This window comes from Shinella granuli (assembly GCF_004341885.1).
Classification (GTDB): Bacteria; Pseudomonadota; Alphaproteobacteria; order Rhizobiales; family Rhizobiaceae; genus Shinella; species Shinella granuli.
The window spans coordinates 58,524-82,572 of record NZ_SLVX01000015.1 but is presented as its reverse complement, the minus strand read 5'-3'; the positions used below and the strand labels follow the sequence as shown (position 1 = coordinate 82,572).

Here is a 24,049-nt window from a genome sequence, read left to right as displayed (position 1 = left end):
GGAGCGTTCTGTCTTCGGTTGTGCAATGCCGCAAGGTATTAGACCATGCGGGCGGCAAGGGAAACAGCAAGTTCACTTAAAGCGAGGCGCGAATGTCGTCGAGCACGGTGATGATCGTCTGTTTGCGATCGAGATTGTAGCCTTGCGCGACGGCGATGCGCTCGCCGAGCTGCGAGGAGAGCTGGGCGAGGCGGTCGGCGCGGGCCAGGTCGCCGGACAGCGCTGCGGAACGCGCGGCGTCGGTGACGAAATCGGTGGCGTGCTGGCAGAAGAAGGAGAAGACCGTGTCGCTGTCCTTCGCCGAAAGCACGTCGGCGAGCTTGTGCACGTCGCGGCGCGGCGGCTCGGCCGGGGCGGCGACGATGGCGCGGAAGGCCTCCACGATGTCGAAGCCGCCATAATGGGTGAGCTTCAGCGCTTCGGAGACGCTGCCATGGGCGGCGGCAAGCACCTCCCCTGCCCGCGGGCCGGACGGCGATGCGCCGAGGCTGTCGAGGGCGGCGGCGAGATCGTCCTGCGACAACGGCGACAGCGCCAGCGGCAGGCAGCGCGAGCGGATGGTCGGCAGGAGCTTTCCGGGGGCGTGGGTCAGCACGAGGAAGAGCGAGCGCTTCGGCGGTTCTTCCAGGATCTTCAGGATGGCGTTGGCGGCGTTGCGGTTGAGGTCGTCGGCGGGGTCGATGATGACGATGCGCCAGTTGCCGGTGCCCGATGTCTGCGCCAGGAACTTTCCGGCCCTGCGCACCTCGTCGACCGTGATGAAGGCCTTCACCTTGCCGGTCTTCTCGTCGACCGGACGGGTGAGATGCAGGAGATTGTGCGAGGCGCCGGCGGCAAGCTGCCGGGTGACCGGCGAGGCGGGCGACGGGTCGGCGATCGTCTCCGGCGCCTCGGCGGGTTCCGGGTGGTGAAGAACGTGGTTGGCGAAGCGGAAGGCGAGCGTCGCCTTGCCGATGCCGTTCGGCCCCTCGATCAGGATGGCATGGTGCCCCTTGCCGGAGCGATAGGAGCGTGCAAGGAAAGCCTCCGCCTCGGCATGGCCGAAGAGTTTCGTCTGTTCGGCGGGATGCACCGCGCCGTCGAGAATGCCGGGCCGCTCCTCGCTCACGAGACGTGCTCCGGATCCTGCCGGCCATGGGCGGTGATGGGCAGCAGCGGCTCGACGAGGGCGAGCACCTGGGCGGCGATCGCCTCCGGGGCCTGCGTCGCATCCACGACGCGGCAGCGCAGCGGCTCGCGCTCGGCAATGTCGAGAAAGGCCTCGCGGCGCTTTTCGTGGGTTTCCAGCTCTTCCTTCTCGAAGCGGTCGGGCGCCGCGCTCTCGCCGGCGCCGCGCTTGCGAGCGCGCTCCAGGCCGATGGCGGCGGGCAGGTCGAAGACGATCGTGCAATCGGGCACGACGCCGTTGATGGCGACGCGCTCCAGCGCCTCGATGAAGGGCTGTTCCAGGTTGCCGGTAATGCCCTGGTAGACGCGCGAGGAATCCATGAAGCGATCGCACAGCACCACCGTGCCGGCGGCAAGCGCCGGGCGGATCACCTCTTCGACATGGTCGCTGCGCGCGGCGGCGAACAGCACCGCCTCCATGCGGATGCCATAGGGTTCCGCGGCGCCTGAAAGCAGGACGTGGCGCACTGCCTCCGCGCCCCTGGAGCCGCCCGGCTCGCGCGTCATCAGCACGGTGAGGCCGCGCGCGCGCAACGAATCGGCCAGAAGTCGGATCTGCGTCGACTTTCCGGCGCCCTCGCCGCCCTCGAACGTGACAAACAAACCCGGTGCGGCCGACAAATCCTGTTTCCGTTTTTACGCGCGATATCCGGCAGGGCCGGGATGACTCGGGACACTACTAACCCATGTTTCCGGCCGGCGAAACGCTTTTCGCCCCGCTCCACCCCGTCAGATCCAGAAGAAGAACAGTTCGATCAGCGCATCGAGCGCGCGGGCGCGCAGCGTGCCGACGCCGACGGTGCCCGCCGTCTCCACCGGCACCTCGCGCAGGAGCTGCTTGTCGTTCCAGATCTTCAGCGTGCCGACCGCCTGCCCCGGCGTCACCGGCGCGCGCACCGGCCAGTTGTAGACGACGCGCGCGACGAGGCGCTGCGAATTGTCCTTCGGCAGGAAGACGTCGACCTGCTCGCCGGCGACCAGCGGCACCGTCGAGGCATCGCCGCCATAGACGCTGGCATCGGCGATCGCTTCGCCCTCCTTGAACAGCGTGCGGCGTTCGAAGGAGGAGAGCGCCCATTCGATGATGCGGCGGGATTCGTCGATACGCGTCTTGTCGTTTTCCATCCCGCCCATGGCGAGCACGAGATGCTTGCCGTCCCGGTTCACGGCGGCGACGATGGAGTAGCCGCCCTCCTCCGAAAACCCGGTGACGAAGCCGGTGACGCCGATATTGAGCGCCAGCAGCGGATTGCGGTTGCGCTGCTTGATCTTGTTCCACTCGAATTCCGGCTCGAGATAGTAGCCCATGTGCTGGGGATAGGTCGTCTGGAGGTGCCGGGCGAGCGCCACCATCTCGCGCATCGTCACCGTGTTGCCGGGGTTGGGCAGGCCGGTCGCGTTGGCGAAGGTCGCGTTTTCGAGGCCGAGCGCCCGCGCCTCCGTTGTCATCCGCTCGGCAAAGGCCGTCTCCGAGCCGGCAAGGCCTTCGGCGAGGATGATGCAGGCATCGTTGGCGAACTGCACCGTGACGCCGCGGATGAGGTCTTCCACGCGCGGCGTCGACTTCAGGGCGGCGAACATGGTGGAGGTGCGCGACGGCGCGCCGCCCGTGCGCCAGGCATGTTCGGTGACGGGATAGGTCGTGTCGAGCGTCGTCTCGCCGGCCGCGAGCGCCTTGAAGACGCTCGCCATGGTCATCAGCTTGGCGAGCGAAGCGGCCGGCACCGCCTCGTCTTCGGCGCGTGCGAACAGCACCGTGCCGGTTTCCGCCTCGATGAGGTAGACCTGCTTCGCCTTGACGTCGAAACCGGCCTGCGGCGCGGCCGACTGGGCAAACGCAAGGCTCGCGACGGACAGGAGGAGAACAAGGGCGGCGAAAAGGCGGCGATGCATGGCGACTCCGGATGTCGTCACACTCCCACAGCCGCCTGCCGAGCGCAAACGGCTTCGGGAACGCGGGCGATCAGCCCGCGTTGTCGGCAAGCGCCGAGAGCGGCGTCAGCTTGCCGTCGATCGTCAGGATGGCATCGAAGGCACCGGCGGCATCCCGCACGCGCTCGTCCGCATAGGCTGCGGCATAGCTCGGATCGGCGGAAAGCTGCGGCACGAAATTCGGCCGCTCGATGGGCAGCGGGCCGATGTCAGGCAGCATGACGAACTGCTCCATGACCTGGAAGGCGTCGCTTGCCGGCGCTGTCTTGGCAAGGGCCGTCATCGTGCTTTCGGCGGGAACCCTGAGGATGCCCTCGCCCTGGCCGACGCCCGGCAGCATGCTGTTGTCGGCCGAGGCCACCATGACGCCCGTGGCGATCTGGCCGCCCGGATCGACCGCCGGAACGCGCGAGCCCTTGGTGACGTAGGACGCCATGAGATAGGGCATGTCGTTGCCCTCGAGCGGCGCCTTGCCGACATATTGCACGCGCACCTTGGCCGTCCCGGTACGCTTCATGTCGAGCAGGTCGGCCGTCTTGGAGGAAACGTCGATCACCCGGCCCTCATGATAGGGGCCGCGATCGTTGACGCGCACCACGACGGAGGTGCCGTTCTCCAGATTGGTGACGCGCGCGTAGCTCGGCAGAGGGAAGGTCGGATGCGCGGCGGAGAGATGATACTTGTCGTAGACCTCGCCATTCGCCGTCTTGCGGCCATGGAAGGCGGAACCGTACCAGGAGGCAAGGCCGGTCTTGTTGTAGCCCGGCTCTTCCTTCGGCTGATACCACTTGCCGCGAACCTGGTAGGCCTTGCCGACCTGGTAGCGGCCGCCGCCCTTGGGCACGGGCTGGCCTTCCTCGACGACGCGCGGGCTGGCCTTCACGCCGTATTCGGCCTCGGAGAAATATTCCTTGCTGCGCACCTTCTTCTTGGGCGCCGGCGTGGTCGTCGCACAGGCGGCAAGACCCGCGCAGACCAGCGGAATAGTCAACAACCGCAGGCTCGTGCCGAACCGGGTCGCAATGATCTTCGATTTTTTATGTCCCACGCCGCTATTGTCCCCGACGGTGCGCCAGCCAACTGCCTTGCCCCTGCAAGTCGGCCGTCAATGCCACTCAGTAAATAACAGTCCGTTAATCATGCCAATAAGATGGCAAAATTGCGAATGGATGGGAACCCCGCCGCAAGCTTCCATGATTCATGGTTTATGTCCGGTTAATCCGGGGCCGACCCGCCCATCGACTTCGGTCTCAGGAGGCCTGGACCTGCAGCACGTCGAAGAGTTGCTCGGGGTCGCGCACGCCGTGTCTATAGAGGGTGATGATCGACCGGGCCAGCGACCGGGCGCGGTCTTCATCGAGACTGGGGGTTTTTGCCGCCGCCAATCGGGTGAAGACGCCTTGCAGGACGACAAGGTCCTGAGGCTCGAACATGCCGATATGCGTGGGGTCTCGAAGCACGTCCATGGCTGCCTCCCCTGTTCCGCATCCAGCCGGCAGGATTTCTGTCGGATGCGCCGGGAAGTCTAGGTGCAGAATGCGTCAGCAACAAGTCGGGAAATCTTGCAGGATCACGCCCCGGCGCCGGACGGATCTGATGCACCGGATCGCCGATCTCAACCAAAAATTAACCCTGCTCACAGAGGCTCCGCACAGGGTCGAGGCGGCGGAAGAAGCCGATTCCGGCCAGACCATCGAAGGCGGAAGAGATGACAGCGGCAGCGACCGGCAATGACGAACATGCCCCCCTCATCTCCCATCGCCTTCTGACGCGCCTGACGATCGGCGTCGCCGTGCTGGCGAGCCTGACGGTCGCGATCAGCGTCGCCGGCCGCGTTCTCGGTGAACGCATCGCGCTGGCGGGGCACACGGAGAATGCCGCGCTCGTCGACATCGTCATCGGCCAGGACCAGATCCGCCTTCCCGCCAACACGATCCGCTTCGAGGAGCAGCGCCAGACGGGCCGCGCGGACCGGGTCGACCTCTATCTCACCTGGCCGGAAATGCGGGGCTATTCGAATGCCCAGCGCAGCCGTTTCAACGATGCCAGCCGCCCGGAAAGCCTGGTCTTCCTCAATCTTTCGCAAAGCACGATGTCGAAGGACATGTCCGGCCGGCTGGAGCCGATCTACGGCCATCTCTTCGCCGGCACGTTCGAGCCCGGCCCGGCCGGCCTCGTCCTGCGGCGCCTGAAGGAGAACTCCGGTTATGGCGACGAGGTGTTCTTCACGGGCCGCCTGCCCGACGGTTCCGACTATGCGGTGCGCTGCATGATCCCGGCCGAGGAAGCGCAGTCGACCAGCGCCGATTGCCAGCGCGATATCCACATCGGTGAGGACCTTTCCGTGCTTTATCGTTTTTCGAGCAGACTTTTGCCGCAGTGGCAGGCCATGGAGGCGCGCATTCGCGACTATCTCGGCCGGTCGCTGATCCGCAACGGCCGCCCCTCGTTCACCGGCCCCGGCCGATAAAACACCGCCAATCTCAGAAACCAATGATTCATCATAAACCGATTGGTAACGCTATCCCGCTACTGTGCCGGAAATGGTCGATCCGGCAGGTCACGCCCGGACAACATGTGCAATCCGAGAATGAAGAGTAACGTAGTGTCCCGTTCCGTATTCCTCGATTTCCTCCCCCGCTCCTGCCAGGCATTTGCCATTGCGGCGAAAGGTCTGGTGATGATTGGAATGGTCGCCACCGTCGCCGTCGCCACACCGGCAGAAGCCAATCCGAAATATTCCGGCATCGTCATCGACGCCAAGACGGGCAAGGTGCTCTACAGCGAGGATGCGGACGCGCTGCGTTATCCCGCATCGCTCACCAAGATGATGACGCTGTACCTCACCTTCGAGGCGCTGGAGGCCGGGAAGATCCGCCTCGACACCCGCGTCCCCTTCTCCAAGAACGCCGCGAGCGAGCCGCCGACGAAGCTCGGTGTCGGCGCCGGCAATTCGATCACCGTCGAACAGGCGATGCTCGGCCTCATCACCCGCTCGGCGAACGACGCCTCCACGGCGCTCGCCGAATTCCTCGGCGGTTCGGAAGAGCGCTTCGCCCGCATGATGACGCAGAAGGCGCGCGCGCTCGGCATGACGCGCACCGTCTACCGCAACGCCAACGGCCTTCCCAATACGGCGCAGGTGACCACCGCCCGTGACCAGGCCCGCCTCGGCATCGCGCTGCGCCAGCATTTCCCGCAATATTACGATTATTTCTCGGTCCGCAGCTTCCGCTTCGGCAAGCAGACCATCAACGGCCACAACCGGCTGCTCGGCACCGTGCGCGGCGTCGACGGCATCAAGACCGGCTATACCCGCGCTTCCGGCTACAACCTCGTGACCTCGGCCGTGGCCGACGGGCGCAGCGTCGTCGGCGTCGTCATCGGCGGCCGCTCGGGCGCCGCCCGCGACCAGCAGATGCGCAAGCTGATCGCCACCTACATGCCGAAGGCCTCGCGCCGCGGCAGCGGCGACCTGATCGCCGAAACCAAGGATGCGCCGACGCTGACCGCCGAAGTCGCCAGCAAGGCGACGACCGCATCGGTTTCCGGTGGCCTCGACCTGCCGGAGAACGGCCCGATCCCGACCTATCGCTACAACGAGGCCCGCATCGAGACGGCCTATGCCGCAACGTCGAGCTCGGAAGTTGTCGGCAAGCGTGCGCTCGCCGCAACGCTGAAGATCCAGCGCGACGCCGCCGTGCCGCCGGCGGACCTGACGGAACAGGGCGATACGGGCGGCTCGCTCGACGAGCTGACCACCTCCTCCACCGTCGTCTCGAATGCCGTGCCCTCCGGCTGGGTCATCCAGATCGGCGCGACGCCCGACAAGGGCCAGGCACAGGACCTGCTTGCCAAGGCGAAGAGCCAGGGTGGCAAGGCGCTTTCCAGCGCACAGCCTTTCACCGTCGCCGTCAACAGCGGCAGCCAGCAGCTTTTCCGCGCCCGCTTCGGCGGCTTCGACAACCAGAACGGCGCAACGGCAGCCTGCAACGCGCTGAAGCGCAAGGGTTTCGCCTGCTGGGCCAGCCAGCAGTAAGAACGACCGGACGCGCCGGCGGTTCGGCGCGCTCCCTCAACTACCGCCTTGCCCCAGCAACGTCACCGGACAGGTAGTGCGTCCCGGGACTGCGGAGCAAGGCAGGCGGAATGCCGCGAAAGCGGCTCTGCCATCCTCGATTGGGTAATGCGTACGAGGCAGATCATGGCGATGAACGAGAACCTGTTCGATGTCCCTCCCGCGGCCAGCGCGGAAAAGCGCAGGTCGCTGAAGGGCACGCTCCATCCGCTGCACGAGGCAGCGATGCGGATCGCGGATATCGGGCTCGGCCGTTCGCGCAACAGGACGAAGGATCTCGTCGGCATGCTGCTCGCCCATGGCGCCAGGGCCTGGCGCTCGGGCCAGCCGGCCGCCGGGATCCATCTCCATGTCGGTGTCAGCGAACGCCGCCATCCGGTTCGCCTGCGCCTGCGCTGAGCGCGGGATTCTTCAGAGCAGGCCGAGTTCGGCGAGTTCCCGCCGCAATTCCAGCGGCAGGTCGGCCGTCCCGTCACCCATGTTCTTCAGGTCGCGCGGCGCGTCGTCGTCCGTCAGGTAGCGCCAGCCCTGGAAGGCGCGGCGCGGCTGCAGCTCGGTCTCGACGACCTCCGGCCCGAGCACCAGCTCGCAGCGCGAAATGCCGTCGGCATCCGTGAAGGTCTTGATGTCGAGCAGGCGCTGGCGCGCCTGCACCTGGCCCTTGATCACCCAATAGAGCGAGCCGCCGTCGAGCAGGTCCTGCTCGCGCTTGGGCACCATGCGGGTGATGTGGCTCGAATGCGGTTCCATGCCCGCCGCGATCGCGATCAGCGAGCGTTCGGACACCCATTCGCGCAGGTCCTCGATCGAGTCCGCGCCGACACAGAGTTTGATGAGATGCAGGGCCATGCCCCTTTGAACGCTCTTGCGGCGGCCCGGTCAAGGGGCCGCCGTGTCGCACTCCACAGCGTTCGCGGCGAAAGCCTCAGCACTCCACCACATTGACGGCAAGGCCGCCGGTGGAGGTTTCCTTGTACTTCTCGTTCATGTCGACGCCCGTCTGGCGCATCGTCTCGATGCAGGCGTCGAGCGGCACGAAATGCACGCCGTCGCCCTTGAGCGCGAGCGAGGCGGCCGTCACGGCCTTCACCGCGCCGAGCGCGTTGCGCTCGATGCAGGGCACCTGCACGAGGCCGGCAATGGGATCGCAGGTCATGCCGAGATGGTGTTCCAGCGCGATTTCCGCGGCGTTCTCCACCTGCTCCGGCGTGCCGCCCATCACGGCGGCAAGGCCGGCGGCGGCCATGGCGGAGGCGGAGCCCACCTCCCCCTGACAGCCGACTTCCGCGCCCGAGATCGAGGCATTGTGCTTGATGATGCCGCCGACGGCGGCCGCCGTCAGCAGGTAGTCGCGGATGCCGTCCTGGTCGGCATCCTCATGGAAATGCAGGTAGTAGCGGATCGTCGCGGGCACGACGCCGGCCGCGCCGTTGGTCGGCGAGGTCACGACGCGCCCGCCCGCCGCATTCTCCTCGTTGACCGCCATGGCATAGACGGAGAGCCAGTCGTTGGCGAGCAGCGGGTTCGCCTTGTTGGAGCGCCATTCCTCCTGCAGCTTGTCATGGATCGAGCGGGCGCGGCGGCGCACCTTCAGCCCGCCCGGCATGATGCCCTCGTTCTTGAGGCCGCGGTCGATGCAGCTCTTCATCGCGCCCCAGATGCGGTCGAGACCAGCATCCAGCTCTTCGCGCGACATGGTGGCTTCCTCGTTGGCGCGCTTCATCTGGGCGATCGTCATGCCGGAGCGTTCCGCCATCTCCAGCATCTGCCTGGCCGAGGCGAAGGGGAACGGCACCTTCTTGTCGCTGGAACGCGCCTTGCTGGCGCGCATCTGTTCCAGTTCGGTGTCGGTAACGACGAAGCCACCGCCGACGGAATAGTAGATGCGCTTGAGGAGCAGCCGGTCGTCGCGGTCATAGGCCGAGAAGGTCATGCCGTTGGCATGGCCGGGCAGCGGGTTCTTCTTGTCGAAGATCAGGTCGTCCTTCGGCCGGAAGGCATAGCCGGGATGGCCCGGCGGGGTGATGCGGCCGGCGCGCTCCACCTCGGCGACGATCGCGTCCATGCGGTCCGGATCGACCGAATCGGGCCGCTCGCCCATCAGGCCGAGGATGACGGCGCGGTCGGAACCGTGGCCGACGCCGGTATAGGCGAGCGAACCGTGCAGGCTCATGCGGATCGCCGTGACCTGCGCGCCCGACGGGCGCGGCCAGTCGGCGGAAAGGATCAGATCGAGAAAGCGGTTGGCGGCCGACATCGGTCCCATCGTGTGGGAGCTCGACGGCCCGATCCCGATCTTGAAAACATCGAATACCGAAAGAAACATGTCCCGAACTTCTCCCTTGCCTTGGCAGGCGCACTGATCCCTGAAGCTACGTCATCATGCGGCGCACTTAAGGCGATCTCCCGACATCGGGTTTTACCTGCGCGACATGTCCCTTCCAACAGGCCACGAAACAAAAACAGCGTGCTTCGCGAGGAAGCACGCTGTTCATGTAAGGATGCCAGACCGGTGTTTTCAGATGCCGCCGAAAAGATAGGCGATGACCAGAACTGCGCAAAAACCGAGGACTGCGCGGGCGGTGACGCCCCAGCAGGATTTCTGAACGGTACTTTCCATGATTTCCCCGATTGGAAGATGTCGTTGCAACGGCCGCGACGGCCCTGCACGGCGCCCTGTTTAATGAAGAATTCATGAAACCGCAATCGCGAAAGATGGCGAAACCAAGGCGTCCTGATCATAGGAGCCCCGCGCCAGACGCATGACATGTCGCAAAATCAGACGGTTGGACGGCACGGCCGCGGCGGCGGATTGCCGCCTTTTCGCCCAAGGTCTGAACAGGCCCGTGCGGCCGCCCCGACGACGCTTGCAAAATGCCGAATCCGTGGCACAACGCTTGCCATGAGCACATCGGATCTTGTCGCCCTTGCCATCTTCCTCCTGCTGTGGACGGGATATTCCTGGATCACGGAGCGGGCGAAATTCTTCGACCGTGTCAGCCTCACCCGGGCGATGAGCTCGCAGCGCGCCGTCTGGATCCGCAACGCGATGCACCGCGACCTGCGCATGATCGACACGCAGATCATGGCCGGCCTGCAGAACGGCACGGCCTTCTTCGCCTCCACCTCGATCCTGGCGCTCGGCGGCTGTTTCGCACTGCTCGGCGCCACGGAACAGGTCTTCGCCATCTTCAGCGACCTGCCGCTGGTCTTCCAGGGCAGCCGCGCCGGCTTCGAGCTGAAGGTCGGCGGGCTCGCGGGCATCTTCGGCTATGCCTTCTTCAAGTTCGGCTGGTCCTACCGCCTCTTCAACTACTGCACGATCCTGCTCGGCGCGATCCCGATGAGCGGCGACATCCACAAGGACCCGGCCGGCGCCGACCTTGCCGCCGACAAGGTCATCCGCATGAACATCCTCGCCGCGAAACACTTCAACATGGGGCTGCGCGCCATCTTCCTGTCGATCGGCTATCTCGGCTGGTTCGTCAGCCCCTATCTCTTCATCGCGACGACCGTCGGCATCATCATCGTGCTCGTGCGCCGGCAGTTCTATTCCGAAGCGCGGCTCGCCGTTCTCGAACGGATCGACTGACATCCCCTCCCGACGGCCACCTTTCGGCCATCCGCCCGGCGCAAGCTTGGCGTGACATTCTCCCATGGACCAAAGCAATGCGGCGACCCCGACCCATGACGACGACGGTGATTGACGGCAATGTGGCAGGAGAAGGTGCGGCACCGCGCCGCCTTCCGCGCATCCCGCTGATCGACCAGCTCCGTGCCCTCGCGCTGGTCGCCATGGCGGTCTACCACTTCACCTGGGACCTCGGCTTCTTCGGCTATATCGAACCGGACACGGCGACGACCGGCGGCTGGAAGATCTTCGCGCGGCTGATCGCCGGCTCCTTCCTGTTCCTCGTCGGCTTCAGCCTGGTGCTCGGCCATGTCCAGGGTTTGCGCGCAAGGCCCTTCCTCATCCGCCTCGGCAAGATCGGGCTGGCGGCGGCGGCGATCACACTTGCCACCTGGTTCGCCTTCCCGGAGACCTTCATCTTCTTCGGCATCCTGCATGCCATCGCCGCGGCGAGCCTCGTCGGCCTCTTCTTCCTGCGCCTGCCGCTCGTCGTGACGCTGCTTGCTGCCGCCGCCGCCGTCGCAGCGCCCTTCTATCTGCGCGCCCCGCTCTTCGATCACCCGGCGCTCTGGTGGGTCGGGCTTTCGGTCGACATCCCGCGTTCGAACGACTATGTGCCGCTGCTGCCCTGGCTGGCGCCGGTCCTCATCGGCATCGTGCTCGGCAGGCTCTTCATTTCAAGCCCGCTTCCCGAGCGGCTCGCGGGCTTCGGAGGTCAGACGAAAGTCTGGTGGAAAAGCCTTCTGGAAAAGGCCGGCCGCCACAGTCTCGCCATCTACCTTATCCATCAGCCCATGCTGATCGCACTGGTCTACGGCTTCTCCCTCGTGGTGCCCGCGCCTGCAGCCGATCCCGTCGTCGGTTATACGAAGAGCTGCATGCGCGCCTGCGAAAGCGAGCGCGGCGACGGGTTCTGCCGGAGCTTCTGCGGCTGTACGCTGGACCGGCTGACGGAAGAGAACCTATTCACCGACCTTGCGCGCGGTGCGATCGATGTGACGAAGGACGAGCGCATCGCCGCGATCTCGTCGCAATGCACGATGGATGCGGAAACGAAGACCGACCTGAAGGAGTAGGATCATGAATGCCTATCGCATGAAGCCACTCGCCTTTCCCTGGCCCCCGCTGATCTACGGCGCGGCGCTCGCGGCGGCCTTCCTGCTCCAGGCGTATTTTCCGCTCGCGGCGGCCGAGACGAACATCTGGATCGCCCGCACGGCCGGCGGTCTCCTGATCTTCATGGCCATCGTGCTGGATGTCTGGGCGATGCGCACGCTGCTCGACTGCCATACGACGATCCTGCCGAACCGCTGCTCGACCCATCTCGTGACGTCCGGCCCCTACCGCTTCACCCGCAACCCGATCTATCTCGGCTATACGCTGGCGACCGCCGGCATCGGCCTTGCGGTGCTCAATCCCTGGTGCATCGTGACGGCAATGATCGCCGCCGTGCTGACGAGCATCGTCGCCATCAAGCGCGAGGAGCTGCACCTGCTCTCACGCTTCGGCATCGATTTCGAACGTTATTGCAACGGGACGACGCGCTGGATCTGACGAGGGTTCAGGTGCCGACGCCGATTTCGGCGAGGCGGGTGAGGCAGGCCTCTTCGACATTGTCGAGCTCGGCCAGCGTCTCCTCGATATCGCGCCGCTTCTGGCGCAATTCGTCACGCTTTTCGCTGACCTTCGCCATCAGCAATTCCAATTGCCCGACCTCGCCCGGCGGATCCTTGTAAACGCGGATGATGTCGCGGATCTCGGCTATGGTGAAGCCGATGCGCCGGCCACGCAGGATTTCCTGGATGAGGCGGCGGTCGGCCGGGCGGAAGAGACGCGTGCGGCCGCGGCGCTCGGGGTTGATCAGCCCCTCGTCCTCGTAGAAGCGCAGCGTGCGGGTGGAAACCCCGAATTCGCGCGTCAGCTCGGTTATGGTATAAAACTTGTCCACGCCTGCTCCGATCTCGTCTGGGCGGACATTTTATTGACTTTTACGTATAAGTCAATTTTCGCTCTTTTCGACGTCTATCCGAACGCGAAATCGCGCCGTGCGTTCCCGGAAAAGCCTCAGCGGATGGCAAACCACCAGGTCGCGATCCCGAGGAAGGCGAAGAACCCGACGATATCGGTGACGGCCGTCACGAAGACCGCGGAGGAGACGGCCGGGTCCGCCCCCGCCTTGTCGAGGAAGAGTGGAATGGCGATGCCGGCGAGCGCCGCCGCACTCATGTTGATCAGCATGGCCGCCGCGATGACGCCGCCGATATTGGCGTCATGGAACCAGATGCCCGCCACAAGGCCGATCATCAAGCCGAAGGCGACGCCGTGCAGCAGGCCGACGCCCGCCTCGCGCCGCACGACGCGCCAGGCATTGTGGATGTCGAGATTGCGGGTCGCCAGCGCCCGCACGGTGACGGTCATCGTCTGCGAGCCCGCATTGCCGCCCATGCCGGCGACGATGGGCATCAGCACGGCGAGCGCCACGATCTCCTCGATCGTCGCCTCGAAGAGCGAGATCACCGAGGCGGCGATGAAGGCTGTCAGGAGATTGACGAGCAGCCAGGGTGCGCGCGAGCGCACGGTCTCGATGGTGGTGTCGGACAGCTCCTCGTCACCAACGCCGCCGAGGCGCATCAGGTCTTCCTCGGCCTCTTCCTGGATGACGTCGACCACGTCGTCGATGGTCAGGACGCCGACAAGGCGGCCGTTTTCGTCAACGACCGCGGCGGAAAGAAGGTCGTACTGCTCGAAGAGCTGGGCGGCCTCTTCCTGGTCCATCTCGGCCGGGATCGGATGGTTCGTCTCGCGCATGATCGCCTCGATCTTCGTGCCGCGCTTGGTGCGCAGCACGCGGTCGAGATCGATGGCGCCGAGCAGGCGAAAGGTCGGGTCGATGACGAAGATCTGCGAGAAGCTTTCCGGCAGGTCGGCGTCCTCGCGCAGGTAATCGATCGTCTGGCCGACCGTCCAGAACGGCGGCACGGCGACGAATTCGGTCTGCATGCGGCGCCCGGCCGTGCTTTCGGGATAGTCCAGCGAGCGGCGCAGGCGGATGCGCTCGGTGAACGGCAGCTTGGAGAGGATCTCCTCCTGGTCCTCCTGGTCGAGGTCTTCCAGGATGTAGACGGCGTCGTCCGAATCCATCTCGCCGAGCGCGGCGGCGATCTGCTCGTTCGGCATGTGCTCGACGATGTCGAGGCGGATCGCCTCGTCGACCTCGGTCAGCGCGGCAAGGTCGAAGTCGTCGCCGAGCAGGGAGACGAGTTGGCGGCGCTGCTCCGGCTGGATCGCTTCCAGCAGGTCGCCCATTTCCGATTCGTGCAGCCGCGCGACGTGCCGGCGCAGGAACAGGAGGTCGCGGTCGGCGATCGCCGCGCCGACATGCATGAGGAAGTCCGAGCGGATCGAACCGTCCTCGGCATAGATGTCCTCGCCGTCAAAGGTACTGTGCCCTGCCTGTCCCCGATGGATACGGTCGTCGTCGCCGGTGTCGTCCATCGGGCCGCTCCTTGTATCGGGCTCGTCCCGCCCGGCATGTCGGCGGCGCTGGGACGACAGGGATTGCGTAGAGGGTTCGGGTGCAGCGCGCCGCCCAAGCGGATGCACTGCTTTGCTCGTGCTAAAGCAAAGAACGCGGCCGGTCCATCGCCGAAAGCGGCAAAAGCCGGCCGGATGCAAAATTTTCGCAAGCTGTTGCAATTTCACGAAAATCACACGAATCGCGACGCCTCGCGCCGGTGCAGCGTTTTCCCCTTGCCGCAAACAGGCTAGGAAAGCGGCTCAACCGGCATCCGGAGAAACCATGGCGATCCTTCCCATCCTGCGTTACCCCGATTCGCGCCTCCGCCTTCCCTGCCAGGCGGTCGAAACCTTCGATGCACGGCTGGCGAGGCTTGCCGACGATCTCGCCGCCACGATGCGGGCCGCCCCCGGCATCGGCATCACCGCGGCCCATGTCGGCATTCTCGAACGGCTGACGGTGATCGAGCTCGACGGACCGGGTTCGCTCAAGGCCTATGTGAACCCGCATATCGAATGGTTCTCGCCGGAAAAACAGCGCCATACGGAAGGCAGCGTCTCCATGCCCGGCGTGACAGACGAGGTGGAGCGCCCTGCCCGCATCCGCCTTGCCTACCAGGATCTTTCCGGTGCCCCGCAGACGGAGGAGGCCGACGGCCTGCTCGCGGTCTGCCTGCAGCACGAAATCGACCAGCTCGACGGCATCTTCTGGATCGACCGCCTGTCGCGGCTGAAGCGCGAGCGCATCGTCAGGAAGTACAGCAAGGGCAAGGCCTGAGCCGCGCAAACCCTCCCGCACGAAGCGGAAACGCCTCGCATTTTTTTTGGGAACCATCGGTCCCGCCCCGCATTCTAACGCGCGAATGCAAGGGACGAGACCAATGCCGACCACCCACTGGAACCGAAAACTGGGCATCCTGCTGCCGGGCGCCCTGCGCCCGCGTTTCATCGAGGATATCGGGAACGCGATGTACGTCCTGGCCGAACTCTGGCCGGTAACCTACGGCAAGGCCTACCAGCGGGCGCTCGCCTTCTGCGCCCGCGCGCTGGAGGGCCGCGGCAGTGCCGTCCGCGCCCGCCTCGCCTTCATTGCCGCAGCACGGGAAGCCCGCGTGCAGATCGTTTCCTGAGAAACGGTCCAGCGTTTCGGTGCCGTTGGACCACGCGCAAATCGAAACACGAAACGAAAACAAAAAACCCGGCTTTTCAGCCGGGTTTTTTTGGTGCGGTCGAGAAGACTCGAACTTCCACGGGTTGCCCCACAGCGACCTCAACGCTGCGCGTCTACCAATTCCGCCACGACCGCATCGTGGTAGGCGTCGTCTTGCGGCGACGGGGGTGCATGTAGCAAAAGCATTTGGGGTGCACAAGGCCGTCGCGAAAGAAAAATGACGAAAAGCGAACAATTTCAACAGAGCCTGTGCAAACACCCTGAAACCCCTGAAATCCTTGCAGGATCGCGCCTATATCTGGCACAAAGGAACGAAAAGGACGGCCCTCATGCAGCGTCAGGACATTTCCGCCTCCCTTCTCGCCATTCCGGGCTCGCCGCCGGTGCGCTGGCGCGTCGCGCAGGACCTCGTCGCCTATGACGAGGCGGTCGAAACCATGGAAAGGGAGGCGGCGGCGATCGCGAACGGCGAGGCCGACGAGCTCGTCTGGCTGGTCGAACATCCCCCGCTCTATACGGCCGGCACCAGCGCCGACGCGGCCGACCTCGTGGCGCCCGATCGCTTCCCGGTATTTTCCACGGGCCGCGGCGGTGAATACACCTATCACGGCCCCGGCCAGCGGGTCGTCTATGTCATGCTGGACCTCAAGCGGCGACGGCAGGACGTGCGCGCTTTCGTGGCGGCACTGGAGGAGGTCGTCATCGACGCGCTGTCCGCGATGAATGTCCGTGGCGAGCGGCGCGAGGACCGCGTCGGCGTCTGGGTGCGCCGGCCGGAGCGTCCGCCGCTGCCGGACGGTTCGCCGGCGGAGGACAAGGTTGCGGCCATCGGCATCCGCCTGCGGCGGTGGGTGAGCTTTCACGGCTTCTCGCTTAATGTCGATCCGGATCTCGACCATTTCTCCGGCATCGTGCCCTGCGGCATCCGCGGCTACGGGGTGACGAGCCTCGTCGACCTCGGCCTGCCCGTCATGATGAGCGATGTGGACATGCGCATCCGCGATTCGTTCGAGCGCGTCTTCGGCCCCACTGTTTCGGAGGCCGACTGTCAGCCCGTCAGCCTGTCGCAGGCGTAGATGATCGCATAACCGTGCAGGACGATGGCGGCGTAGAGGCCGAAGCCGGCGAGTAGGCGCTGCGGCGCCGTCATCGGGTCGAGCGCCATCCGCGGCTTCACGCCGCCCGCGCCGATGAGGCTCAGCACGGTGAAGACCGCAAGGCCGGCGATCAGCAGGCCGACCGGCAAGCCGATCCGCCAGCCCACCCAAAGGATCGCGAGCGTCACGAGAAAACTGGCCGCCAGAAGACCGAGCCTGCTCGAAAAGACCTGCCGCAGCACCTGCCCGCCGTCGAACCGGTGCATGGGCAGGAGGTTCAGGAGATTGAAGGCGCCGAGAATCAGCAGGAAGATCAGCAATACGGTATCCGACGGATGGCCCGCCGCATCGTGCAGCGCGATGAGCGGCGGCACGAGGAAAGCCGGCATGCCGGCGCCCATCAGGGCGCAGACCGCCACCTCGAATCGCGAATTGTACGGCCGCCCGCCGACGGCGATGCCGCCGAGCAGCGGCACGAAGATCATGCGCACCCGCCGGTGCCCGAAGGTGCGGTAGGCGGCCATGTGGCCGAGCTCGTGGAGGACGATCACCACCGTCAGCAGGGTCGACAGCAGCAGGCCCCGCGCATTCAGCCCGAAGAACGGCCAGAGCAGCAGGGTGGAGAGCACCGCAAGCCCCGCCTGCGTCGCCGGGCGCTCCAGCACGCCCCGCACCTCGCCGCTCCCGGTCTCCAGCCATTGTTCGAGCGCCTTCATCTCCCGGCGGAGCTGGATGTAGCGGAAGAGGAGGAAGGCGACGCCGCGGTAGCGGTCGGTCTGCTCGACGGTCAGGGCCGTGCCGCCCGGCACCGGGCGCAGCGTGCGCCGCTCCACATAGTTTTTCCAGAAGGCGGCATCGAGCGCGCTGTCCTCGATCACCCGCGTTTCGCAGGCGATGTTGTCCGCCTCCGCCGCCTCGTTGACCGCCAGCGTGCGGATGATCGGGTTTCCGCGCCGGTCGGGATGGGAAAAGGTCTGCCGGACGCGGTCGGCCGACAGCCTTTCGCTGGAGATGACCGAGGGATGCCAGTCTGCCTGCCTGCCGAACGGGCTGACGAGGGCGGCGATTCGCGGTGGCGGGGCCTTGAAGATGCGGGTTATCTGCAATGTCCGGCGACCGACCGGTGCGGCGATCAGCAGCCAGATCAGGCCGAGATTGATCGCCAGAAGCAGGATCACCGAAACCGATGTCGACATGCCGTCCTCCCCGGCCGTCATGGCAGGTGGCATCGAGGCTAACGGCAATCTCCTAACAAATGTTAAGGTTCCCCGGCCTGAAAAACCTGTCAGTCCAAGGCGATGTCGGCCCTGAGCTTGCGGCTCCTGTGCTCGCGCCAGATGATGAAGAGGCCCGAGGCGACGATGATGGCGATGCCCAGCCATTTCGAGGGCGTCGGGAAGTCGCCGAAGATGGCATAGCCGAGCACGGTCGCCGAGATGATCTCGAAATACTGGAACGGGGCGAGCAGCGAGAGCGGCGCCATGCGGAAGGCGCGAACCACGAGCATGTGGGCATAGCCGGAGAGCGCGCCGAGGATGACGAGCAGGACGAGGCCGAAGAGCGAGCCCGGCAGCGAGGGTTCGAAATCGGCGATGCCGGCGGAGGAGCCGAGGAAGAGCGCCGCGCCCATGAAGATCGTGCCGCCGAAGCCCGCGATGGTCTGCATGGTCAGCGGCGAATCGGCATTGCCGATCGCGCGGTTCATGAAGAGATAGATGGAATAGAGGAAGGCGCAGGCGACCGGCAGCAGCGCCGTCCAGCCGAACAGCACGAAACTCGGCTGGATGACGATCAGCGCCCCGCCGAAGCCGACGACGATGGCGAGCCAGCGCCGCCAGCCGACCCTGTCGCCGAGGAAGGCCGCGGACATGGCGGTCAGGATGAAGGGTTCGACGAAATAGATCGCGAAGACGTCGGCAAGCGGCATGTATTTCACCGCTGCGAAGAAGAGAAGGCTCGCCGCCCCGTGGATCGCGCCGCGCAACAGGTTGAGCCACGGCCGCTTCGGCCGCAGCATGGCGCTGCCGGCCGCCGTGAAGATCAGCGGGATCGTGCAGACCACCTGGAAGAAGAAGCGGTAGAACGTCACCTGGCCCGGCGACATGTCTGCGAAGGTCGCCATGTATTTGGCGATGGCGTCCATGCAGGGCAGGAGCAGCATGGCGACCGCCATCAGCGCCACGCCCTGCATCGTGCCGGCGCCCGACGGATCGGTGGTGCTGGCCGTGGTGTTCATGCTGCGACTCCTTCGTTCGCCTCTGCATAGTCCTTTTCCGCACACTGGCAATGCCGGAAATCGCGTCATCGGGGCGGCGCATTTGAGGTAGCCCGGCCTTGCGCCTTGCCTGTAGACTTGCGGCAAGGACAATGGAGGCCGCGATGACCTTTCCCGGCGAGAGCAACACCATCCCCTTCCCTTCGGGCCGCGCCGACGGCGACACGCTCGGCGGGCGCATCTGGCGCGCGCGCGATGCGCTGGGGCTCGGCCTGGAAGACCTCGCCGCCCGTCTCGGCCTGCCCGAGGGCACGGTGAGCGGCTGGGAGCGCGACCATGCCGAGCCGGAGACGAAGGCGCTGTTCATGCTGGCCGGCGTTCTCTCGGTCTCCCCCTCCTGGCTGATCGCCGGCATCGGCGAGGCGCCGTCGGACCCCTCCGGCGAGGAGCACCTGCATCCGCTCATGCGCCAGTTGCAGGAAATCCATAAGTTGCACGACCAGACCGGCAAGGCGATCGCCTTGCTCGAAGCCGAGGTCGCAAAATTGATCAAAAAAGATCAGGGCTGATTTTTTCCGGAAACCGCACTTGAGAGGCCGGACCTGCTCTGCAATGGTCGGCCCGACACAGAATCCGCATAGGGAGACGAAGATGGACGTACGCGCCGCCGTTGCCGTTCAGGCCGGAAAACCACTGGAAATCATGACCGTGCAGCTCGAAGGCCCGCGCGCCGGCGAGGTGCTGGTCGAGGTGAAGGCGACGGGCATCTGCCACACCGACGACTTCACCCTGTCGGGCGCCGACCCGGAAGGCCTCTTCCCCGCCATCCTCGGCCATGAGGGCGCCGGCATCGTCGTCGATGTCGGTCCCGGCGTCACTTCGGTCAAGAAGGGCGATCACGTCATCCCGCTCTACACGCCCGAATGCCGCGAATGTTATTCCTGCCTTTCCCGCAAGACGAACCTGTGCACCGCCATCCGCGCCACCCAGGGCCAGGGCCTGATGCCCGACGGCACCTCGCGCTTTTCCATCGGCAAGGACAAGATCCACCACTATATGGGCTGCTCGACCTTCGCGAACTACACGGTGCTGCCGGAGATCGCGCTCGCCAAGGTCAATCCTGACGCCCCCTTCGACAAGATCTGCTACATCGGCTGCGGGGTCACGACCGGCATCGGCGCCGTCATCAACACGGCCAAGGTCGAGATCGGCTCCACCGCCATCGTCTTCGGCCTCGGCGGCATCGGCCTCAACGTCCTGCAGGGCCTTCGCCTTGCCGGCGCGGACATGATCATCGGCGTCGACATCAATCCCGACCGCAAGGCCTGGGGCGAGAAGTTCGGCATGACGCATTTCGTCAATCCGAAGGAGGTCGAAGGCGACATCGTGCCCTATCTCGTCAACCTGACGAAGCGGAACGGCGACCTGATCGGCGGGGCGGACTACACGTTCGACTGCACGGGCAACACGAAGGTGATGCGCCAGGCGCTGGAATCGGCCCATCGCGGCTGGGGCAAGTCGGTGATCATCGGCGTTGCCGGCGCGGGGCAGGAAATCTCGACGCGTCCGTTCCAGCTCGTCACCGGCCGCCAGTGGATGGGCACGGCCTTCGGCGGCGCGCGCGGGCGTACGGACGTGCCGAAGATCGTCGACTGGTACATGGAGGGCAAGATCCAGATCGACCCGATGATCACCCACACCATGCCGCTCGACGACATCAACGAGGGCTTCGAGCTGATGCATTCCGGAAAGTCCATCCGCGGCGTCGTGGTCTATTGACGGACACGGTTCCCTATACAATCGACGTGCGGAGGATGGCAGCATTTTCCGCCGTCGAGCTTTATGCTCTCTTGAGACTGCGCGTCGATGTCTTCGTCGTCGAGCAGGCCTGCGCCTATCCCGAACTCGACGGCAAGGACGAGGACGCGCTGCATCTGCGGCTGCTGATCGACGGCGAGACGGCCGCTTATGCGCGCCTGTGGCAACCGGAGAACAGGGCGCCGCGCATCGGCCGCGTCCTCGTTTCGCCCGGACACCGGCGCAAACGCCTCGGCGAGGCTCTGATGCACGAAGCGATATCGGCCTGCGAGGCGCATTTTCCGGGGCAACCCATCGCCCTTTCCGCGCAAGGCCATCTGGAGCGCTTCTACCGATCCTTGGGTTTCGCGCCGACATCGGGGGAATATGTCGAGGATGGTATTCCCCATATCGACATGCAGCGTCCTGCCGGCCATTCTTGAGCCTGCGCGGAACCACGACATACAGGAAATTACGGCGCCATGATTTACGTTGACGCGGATGCGTGCCCGGTAAAGGCCGAAATCCTCAAGGTGGCGGAACGCCATGGCATGGCGGTGACCTTCGTCGCCAATTCGGGCCTGCGCCCGTCGCGCGACCCGATGGTGCGCAACGTCATCGTCTCGGGTGCCTTCGACGCGGCGGACAACTGGATCGCCGATCATGCCGGCGCCGACGACATCGTCGTGACGGCCGACGTGCCGCTGGCCGTGCGCTGCGTCGAGAAGGGCGCGCATGTCACCGGCCCCACCGGTCGCCTCTTCGACAAGACCAATATCGGCATGGCGAGCGCCATGCGCGACCTCGGCGCGCATCTGCGCGAAACGGGCGAGAGCAAGGGCTACAATGCCGCCTTCTCCCCGCGCGACCGCTCCGCCTTCCTCGAAATGCTCGACCGGCTCTGCCGCCGGGCAAAGAACGCGCAGGCTGGCCCGTCCCCATGAAAAGCGCGCCGGGGCCGAGGATCTACGGCAGGCACCTGCCCTTCTATGTCGGCATCGGCGCGGCGGCGCTCGGCCTTGCCCCTGCGCTCTGGTTCGAGCCGGATTTCGCCATCGGCACCGCGGTTGTCGTCTTCTTCCTCTGTTATCTGCTCTTGACCGCCTGGCGCGTGCCGCGCCTGACCGCCGCCCATCTCGAACATTATGCGACGGACACGGACGAGCCGGTCGCGGTCATCTTCGCCGTCACCTTTGCGGCCGTCGCCGTTTCCACGGGCTCGCTCTTTGTGGTGCTCAACCGGCCCGCCGTCTCTAGCGGCGAATTCGTGCTCGCCTTCGCCTCCGTCGCACTCGGCTGGTTCACCATCCACACCATGGCGGCCATGCACTATGCCCATCTCTACTGGCGCCCCGGCAGCGCGGAAACGGACCCCGACACCGGCCGAGGCCTCGATTTTCCCGGCAAGGCCGCGCCCGGTGCCTACGATTTCCTCTATTTCGCCTTCGTGATCGGCATGACCGCGCAAACCTCGGACGTCGCCATCACCTCGACGGCGATGCGCAAGGTCAACCTGCTGCACGCGATCGTTTCCTTCTTCTTCAACACGGTGCTGGTCGCCGCCGCCGTCAATGCGGCGGTGTCGCTCGCTTCCTGAACCCATGCGGAGTTTCCAGATGAAAGTGCTTTCCCAGAACACGGCCTTCGGCGGCATGCAGGGCGTGTTCGCCCACGATTCCGAGGCGTGCAAATGCGAGATGACCTTCGCCGTCTTCGTGCCGCCGCAGGCGATCCACGAGCCGCGTCCCGTGCTCTGGTATCTGTCCGGCCTCACCTGCAGCCATGCCAATGTCATGGAGAAGGGCGAATACCGGCGCATGGCCGCCGAACTCGGCCTTATCGTCGTCTGCCCGGACACCAGCCCGCGTGGCAACGACGTACCGGACGAAATCACCAACTGGCAGATGGGCAAGGGCGCCGGCTTCTATCTCGATGCGACCGAGGCGCCCTGGGCGGAACACTACCAGATGTACAGCTACGTGACGGAGGAGCTGCCGAATTTCGTCAGCCAGCATTTCCGCATGGACATGGCGCGCCAGGGCATTTTCGGCCATTCGATGGGCGGCCACGGCGCCATGACGATCGCGCTCAAGAACCCGGAGCGCTTCAGGAGCTGCTCGGCCTTCGCGCCGATCGTCGAGCCGTCCACCGCCGACTGGTCGGCCCCGGCCTTCGAGAAGTATCTCGGCGCCGACAGGGCGGCGTGGCGGCAATACGATGCCTGCGCGCTCGTCGCTGATGGCGCCCGGTTTCCGGAATTCTTCATCGACCAGGGCAAGGCGGACGGTTTCCTGGAAAACGGCCTGCGCCCCTGGCTCTTCGAGGCGGCGGTCAAGGATACGGATATCGGGCTGACGCTGCGCATGCACGAGCGCTACGATCACTCCTACTACTTCATCTCCACCTTCATGGACGATCACCTGAAGTGGCATGCCGAGCGTCTCGGCTAGAGCAATTCCAGCAAAAGTGCGGAGCGGTTTTGCGTCCGGAATTGCGTGAAAACAAACAGATAGAGCGTTTCGCGATTCGGAGAAAAGCGGAAATGCTCTAAGCCATTGCCATGGCGGGGGCGCATGGCTGGCATGCCGCCCCCCGTCCTTGCCCTTCCCCGCGACAGCGGTATAGTGCGCCCCGGTAGACGGCTACCGCCGGATGACATCCGGTCACGAATGCGGGGACGGCCTCGCTCCCTTGATACGGAGTGGGCAATGCCCTGGATCTACCTCACCCTCGCCGGCCTGTTCGAAATCGGCTGGGCGATCGGCCTCAAATATACCGACGGCTTCACCAGGCCCCTGCCGACGGCCCTCACCGCCGGCTCGATGGTCGTTTCCATCGTCCTGCTCGGCCTTGCCGTGAAGACGCTGCCGATCGGCACCGCCTATGCGATCTGGACCGGCATCGGCACGGTCGGCACCGTGATGCTCGGCATCTTTCTCTTCGCCGAACCGGTGACGGCCATCCGCATGGGCTGCATCGCCCTCATCGTCACCGGCATCCTCGGCCTGAAATTCGCGGCCTAGAGCAATCGTCCGCAGTTGTTCTAACGGCGATTGTCGAAGGCGAAGGCGCCCGGCCCTGCGGCTGTCAGGTAGAGGAAGACGAAGCAGAACAGGATCGCGGCGTCGCCGCGATTGTTGATCGGAAAGAAGCTCTGCGGCGCATGCGCCATGAAATAGGCGACCGCCATGAAGCCGCAGAGCACGAAGGCCGCCGGCCGCGTGAAGAGGCCGAGCAGGATCAAAAGGCCGCCGGCGATCTCCAGCGCGCCGGCCAGGCCGATCAGGTTCATCAGGTCGCCGAAGGGCTGATCCGACGGCGGGAAATTGAAGAATTTCTGCGTGCCGTGCTCGATGAAGAGCAGCGCCGTCATGATGCGCAGCGCCGCCAGCGCCTGCGGCCGATAGGCGGATAATCCCTCGAACATGCCGTTCACTCCCTCCGT

At 65.4% G+C, this 24,049-nt stretch carries 29 protein-coding genes and 1 tRNA gene; 17 read left to right on the top strand and 13 right to left on the bottom strand.

The annotated features are described in order from the left end of the window. Nucleotides 1-76: 76 nt before the first annotated feature. The 5 genes from EV665_RS21205 to EV665_RS21185 form a co-directional block, all read right to left on the bottom strand. Nucleotides 77-1,108 (bottom strand): DNA polymerase III subunit delta', encoded by a 1,032-nt coding sequence (locus EV665_RS21205; protein WP_133035584.1) that lies wholly within the window; start codon nt 1,106-1,108, stop codon nt 77-79. Further along, complete coding sequence (gene tmk, locus EV665_RS21200; RefSeq protein ID WP_084437870.1) at nt 1,105-1,788, bottom strand: dTMP kinase; 684 nt, start codon at nt 1,786-1,788, stop codon at nt 1,105-1,107. The genes EV665_RS21205 and tmk overlap by 4 nt, the downstream gene beginning before the upstream one ends. 108 nt (nt 1,789-1,896) lie before the next feature. After that, entirely contained in the window at nt 1,897-3,060 is a 1,164-nt protein-coding gene (locus tag EV665_RS21195) for a D-alanyl-D-alanine carboxypeptidase family protein (RefSeq protein WP_133035583.1), read from the bottom strand. A gap of 70 nt (nt 3,061-3,130) precedes the next feature. Then, nucleotides 3,131-4,147 carry a septal ring lytic transglycosylase RlpA family protein gene (locus EV665_RS33115; RefSeq protein WP_281048270.1) on the bottom strand — a complete coding sequence of 339 codons (1,017 nt, stop codon included), beginning with the start codon at nt 4,145-4,147 and terminating at the stop codon, nt 3,131-3,133. 202 nt (nt 4,148-4,349) lie between these two features. After that, nucleotides 4,350-4,565 carry a hypothetical protein gene (locus EV665_RS21185; protein ID WP_064330072.1) on the bottom strand — a complete coding sequence of 72 codons (216 nt, stop codon included), beginning with the start codon at nt 4,563-4,565 and terminating at the stop codon, nt 4,350-4,352. A 130-nt stretch (nt 4,566-4,695) separates the two neighbouring features. Here EV665_RS21185 and EV665_RS32395 point away from each other — a divergent pair, with 130 nt between their 5' ends. The 4 genes from EV665_RS32395 to EV665_RS21170 all read left to right on the top strand — a co-directional run bounded on the left by EV665_RS32395 (nt 4,696) and on the right by EV665_RS21170 (nt 7,576). Further along, nucleotides 4,696-4,833, top strand: coding sequence for a hypothetical protein (locus tag EV665_RS32395; protein ID WP_162853122.1), 138 nt, complete (start codon nt 4,696-4,698; stop codon nt 4,831-4,833). Further along, on the top strand, nt 4,808-5,569 hold the full coding sequence (locus tag EV665_RS21180) for a hypothetical protein (protein ID WP_133035582.1): 762 nt from the start codon (nt 4,808-4,810) through the stop codon (nt 5,567-5,569). Before EV665_RS32395 ends, EV665_RS21180 begins: the two co-directional genes overlap by 26 nt. Nucleotides 5,570-5,689: 120 nt before the next feature. Beyond that, on the top strand, nt 5,690-7,138 hold the full coding sequence (locus EV665_RS21175; RefSeq protein ID WP_133035581.1) for a D-alanyl-D-alanine carboxypeptidase: 1,449 nt from the start codon (nt 5,690-5,692) through the stop codon (nt 7,136-7,138). Between the two features lie 165 nt (nt 7,139-7,303). Then, nucleotides 7,304-7,576 (top strand): hypothetical protein, encoded by a 273-nt coding sequence (locus EV665_RS21170; protein ID WP_064332506.1) that lies wholly within the window; start codon nt 7,304-7,306, stop codon nt 7,574-7,576. Between the two features lie 12 nt (nt 7,577-7,588). On the opposite strand, the gene EV665_RS21165 is transcribed toward EV665_RS21170, so the two are convergent. Together EV665_RS21165 and EV665_RS21160 are read right to left on the bottom strand one after the other, a co-directional pair. Beyond that, nucleotides 7,589-8,026 carry a DUF1489 family protein gene (locus tag EV665_RS21165; RefSeq protein ID WP_064330075.1) on the bottom strand — a complete coding sequence of 146 codons (438 nt, stop codon included), beginning with the start codon at nt 8,024-8,026 and terminating at the stop codon, nt 7,589-7,591. A 76-nt stretch (nt 8,027-8,102) separates the two neighbouring features. Next, nucleotides 8,103-9,503, bottom strand: coding sequence for an L-serine ammonia-lyase (locus EV665_RS21160; RefSeq protein ID WP_133035580.1), 1,401 nt, complete (start codon nt 9,501-9,503; stop codon nt 8,103-8,105). Nucleotides 9,504-10,079: 576 nt separating this feature from the next. On the opposite strand from EV665_RS21160, the gene EV665_RS21155 reads away from it, so the two are divergent. The 3 genes from EV665_RS21155 to EV665_RS21145 all read left to right on the top strand — a co-directional run bounded on the left by EV665_RS21155 (nt 10,080) and on the right by EV665_RS21145 (nt 12,362). Next, on the top strand, nt 10,080-10,769 hold the full coding sequence (locus EV665_RS21155) for a DUF599 domain-containing protein (RefSeq protein ID WP_133035579.1): 690 nt from the start codon (nt 10,080-10,082) through the stop codon (nt 10,767-10,769). A gap of 95 nt (nt 10,770-10,864) precedes the next feature. After that, on the top strand, nt 10,865-11,884 hold the full coding sequence (locus EV665_RS21150) for an acetyltransferase domain-containing protein (protein WP_133035578.1): 1,020 nt from the start codon (nt 10,865-10,867) through the stop codon (nt 11,882-11,884). 4 nt (nt 11,885-11,888) lie between these two features. Beyond that, on the top strand, nt 11,889-12,362 hold the full coding sequence (locus tag EV665_RS21145; protein ID WP_064330078.1) for a methyltransferase family protein: 474 nt from the start codon (nt 11,889-11,891) through the stop codon (nt 12,360-12,362). A gap of 7 nt (nt 12,363-12,369) precedes the next feature. Here the strand turns inward: EV665_RS21145 and EV665_RS21140 are convergent, their stop codons facing one another. Beyond that, nucleotides 12,370-12,756: a MerR family transcriptional regulator gene (locus EV665_RS21140; RefSeq protein ID WP_023514262.1), complete on the bottom strand. Its 387-nt coding sequence runs from the start codon at nt 12,754-12,756 to the stop codon at nt 12,370-12,372. A gap of 116 nt (nt 12,757-12,872) precedes the next feature. Further along, entirely contained in the window at nt 12,873-14,303 is a 1,431-nt protein-coding gene (gene mgtE, locus EV665_RS21135; RefSeq protein ID WP_133035577.1) for a magnesium transporter, read from the bottom strand. Nucleotides 14,304-14,607: 304 nt separating this feature from the next. Here mgtE and EV665_RS21130 point away from each other — a divergent pair, with 304 nt between their 5' ends. Then, on the top strand, nt 14,608-15,102 hold the full coding sequence (locus EV665_RS21130; RefSeq protein ID WP_064330080.1) for a peptide deformylase: 495 nt from the start codon (nt 14,608-14,610) through the stop codon (nt 15,100-15,102). A 103-nt stretch (nt 15,103-15,205) separates the two neighbouring features. Further along, the gene (locus EV665_RS21125) at nt 15,206-15,454 is read left to right on the top strand and encodes a DUF982 domain-containing protein (RefSeq protein ID WP_064330081.1); all 249 of its coding nucleotides are present in this window, start codon (nt 15,206-15,208) and stop codon (nt 15,452-15,454) included. A gap of 91 nt (nt 15,455-15,545) precedes the next feature. Here EV665_RS21125 and EV665_RS21120 read toward each other — a convergent pair. Then, nucleotides 15,546-15,630: transfer RNA gene (locus EV665_RS21120), tRNA-Leu, on the bottom strand. A gap of 194 nt (nt 15,631-15,824) precedes the next feature. Between EV665_RS21120 and lipB the strand changes: the two genes are divergently transcribed. Then, nucleotides 15,825-16,571, top strand: coding sequence for a lipoyl(octanoyl) transferase LipB (gene lipB, locus EV665_RS21115; RefSeq protein WP_133035576.1), 747 nt, complete (start codon nt 15,825-15,827; stop codon nt 16,569-16,571). Here lipB and EV665_RS21110 read toward each other — a convergent pair. Together EV665_RS21110 and EV665_RS21105 are read right to left on the bottom strand one after the other, a co-directional pair. Then, the gene (locus EV665_RS21110) at nt 16,544-17,788 is read right to left on the bottom strand and encodes a hypothetical protein (protein WP_133035575.1); all 1,245 of its coding nucleotides are present in this window, start codon (nt 17,786-17,788) and stop codon (nt 16,544-16,546) included. The two genes, lipB and EV665_RS21110, sit on opposite strands and share 28 nt — an antisense overlap. Before the next feature lie 89 nt (nt 17,789-17,877). Then, nucleotides 17,878-18,828 carry a DMT family transporter gene (locus EV665_RS21105; RefSeq protein ID WP_133035574.1) on the bottom strand — a complete coding sequence of 317 codons (951 nt, stop codon included), beginning with the start codon at nt 18,826-18,828 and terminating at the stop codon, nt 17,878-17,880. 143 nt (nt 18,829-18,971) lie between these two features. Here EV665_RS21105 and EV665_RS21100 point away from each other — a divergent pair, with 143 nt between their 5' ends. The 7 genes from EV665_RS21100 (at nt 18,972) to EV665_RS21070 (ending at nt 23,627) form a co-directional block, all read left to right on the top strand. Continuing rightward, entirely contained in the window at nt 18,972-19,376 is a 405-nt protein-coding gene (locus EV665_RS21100) for a helix-turn-helix domain-containing protein (RefSeq protein WP_133035573.1), read from the top strand. A gap of 82 nt (nt 19,377-19,458) precedes the next feature. Continuing rightward, nucleotides 19,459-20,586 carry an S-(hydroxymethyl)glutathione dehydrogenase/class III alcohol dehydrogenase gene (locus EV665_RS21095; protein ID WP_133035572.1) on the top strand — a complete coding sequence of 376 codons (1,128 nt, stop codon included), beginning with the start codon at nt 19,459-19,461 and terminating at the stop codon, nt 20,584-20,586. Between the two features lie 35 nt (nt 20,587-20,621). Continuing rightward, nucleotides 20,622-21,047, top strand: coding sequence for a GNAT family N-acetyltransferase (locus EV665_RS21090; protein ID WP_133035571.1), 426 nt, complete (start codon nt 20,622-20,624; stop codon nt 21,045-21,047). Nucleotides 21,048-21,086: 39 nt separating this feature from the next. Continuing rightward, nucleotides 21,087-21,548, top strand: coding sequence for a YaiI/YqxD family protein (locus EV665_RS21085; RefSeq protein WP_064330083.1), 462 nt, complete (start codon nt 21,087-21,089; stop codon nt 21,546-21,548). After that, the gene (locus EV665_RS21080; protein WP_133035570.1) at nt 21,545-22,201 is read left to right on the top strand and encodes a DUF1345 domain-containing protein; all 657 of its coding nucleotides are present in this window, start codon (nt 21,545-21,547) and stop codon (nt 22,199-22,201) included. Before EV665_RS21085 ends, EV665_RS21080 begins: the two co-directional genes overlap by 4 nt. A 19-nt stretch (nt 22,202-22,220) precedes the next feature. Next, entirely contained in the window at nt 22,221-23,054 is an 834-nt protein-coding gene (gene fghA, locus EV665_RS21075; protein ID WP_133035569.1) for an S-formylglutathione hydrolase, read from the top strand. Nucleotides 23,055-23,312: 258 nt separating this feature from the next. After that, nucleotides 23,313-23,627, top strand: coding sequence for a DMT family transporter (locus EV665_RS21070; protein WP_064330086.1), 315 nt, complete (start codon nt 23,313-23,315; stop codon nt 23,625-23,627). A gap of 20 nt (nt 23,628-23,647) precedes the next feature. On the opposite strand, the gene EV665_RS21065 is transcribed toward EV665_RS21070, so the two are convergent. Further along, entirely contained in the window at nt 23,648-24,031 is a 384-nt protein-coding gene (locus tag EV665_RS21065) for a DoxX family protein (RefSeq protein ID WP_133035568.1), read from the bottom strand. Nucleotides 24,032-24,049 lie beyond the last annotated feature (18 nt).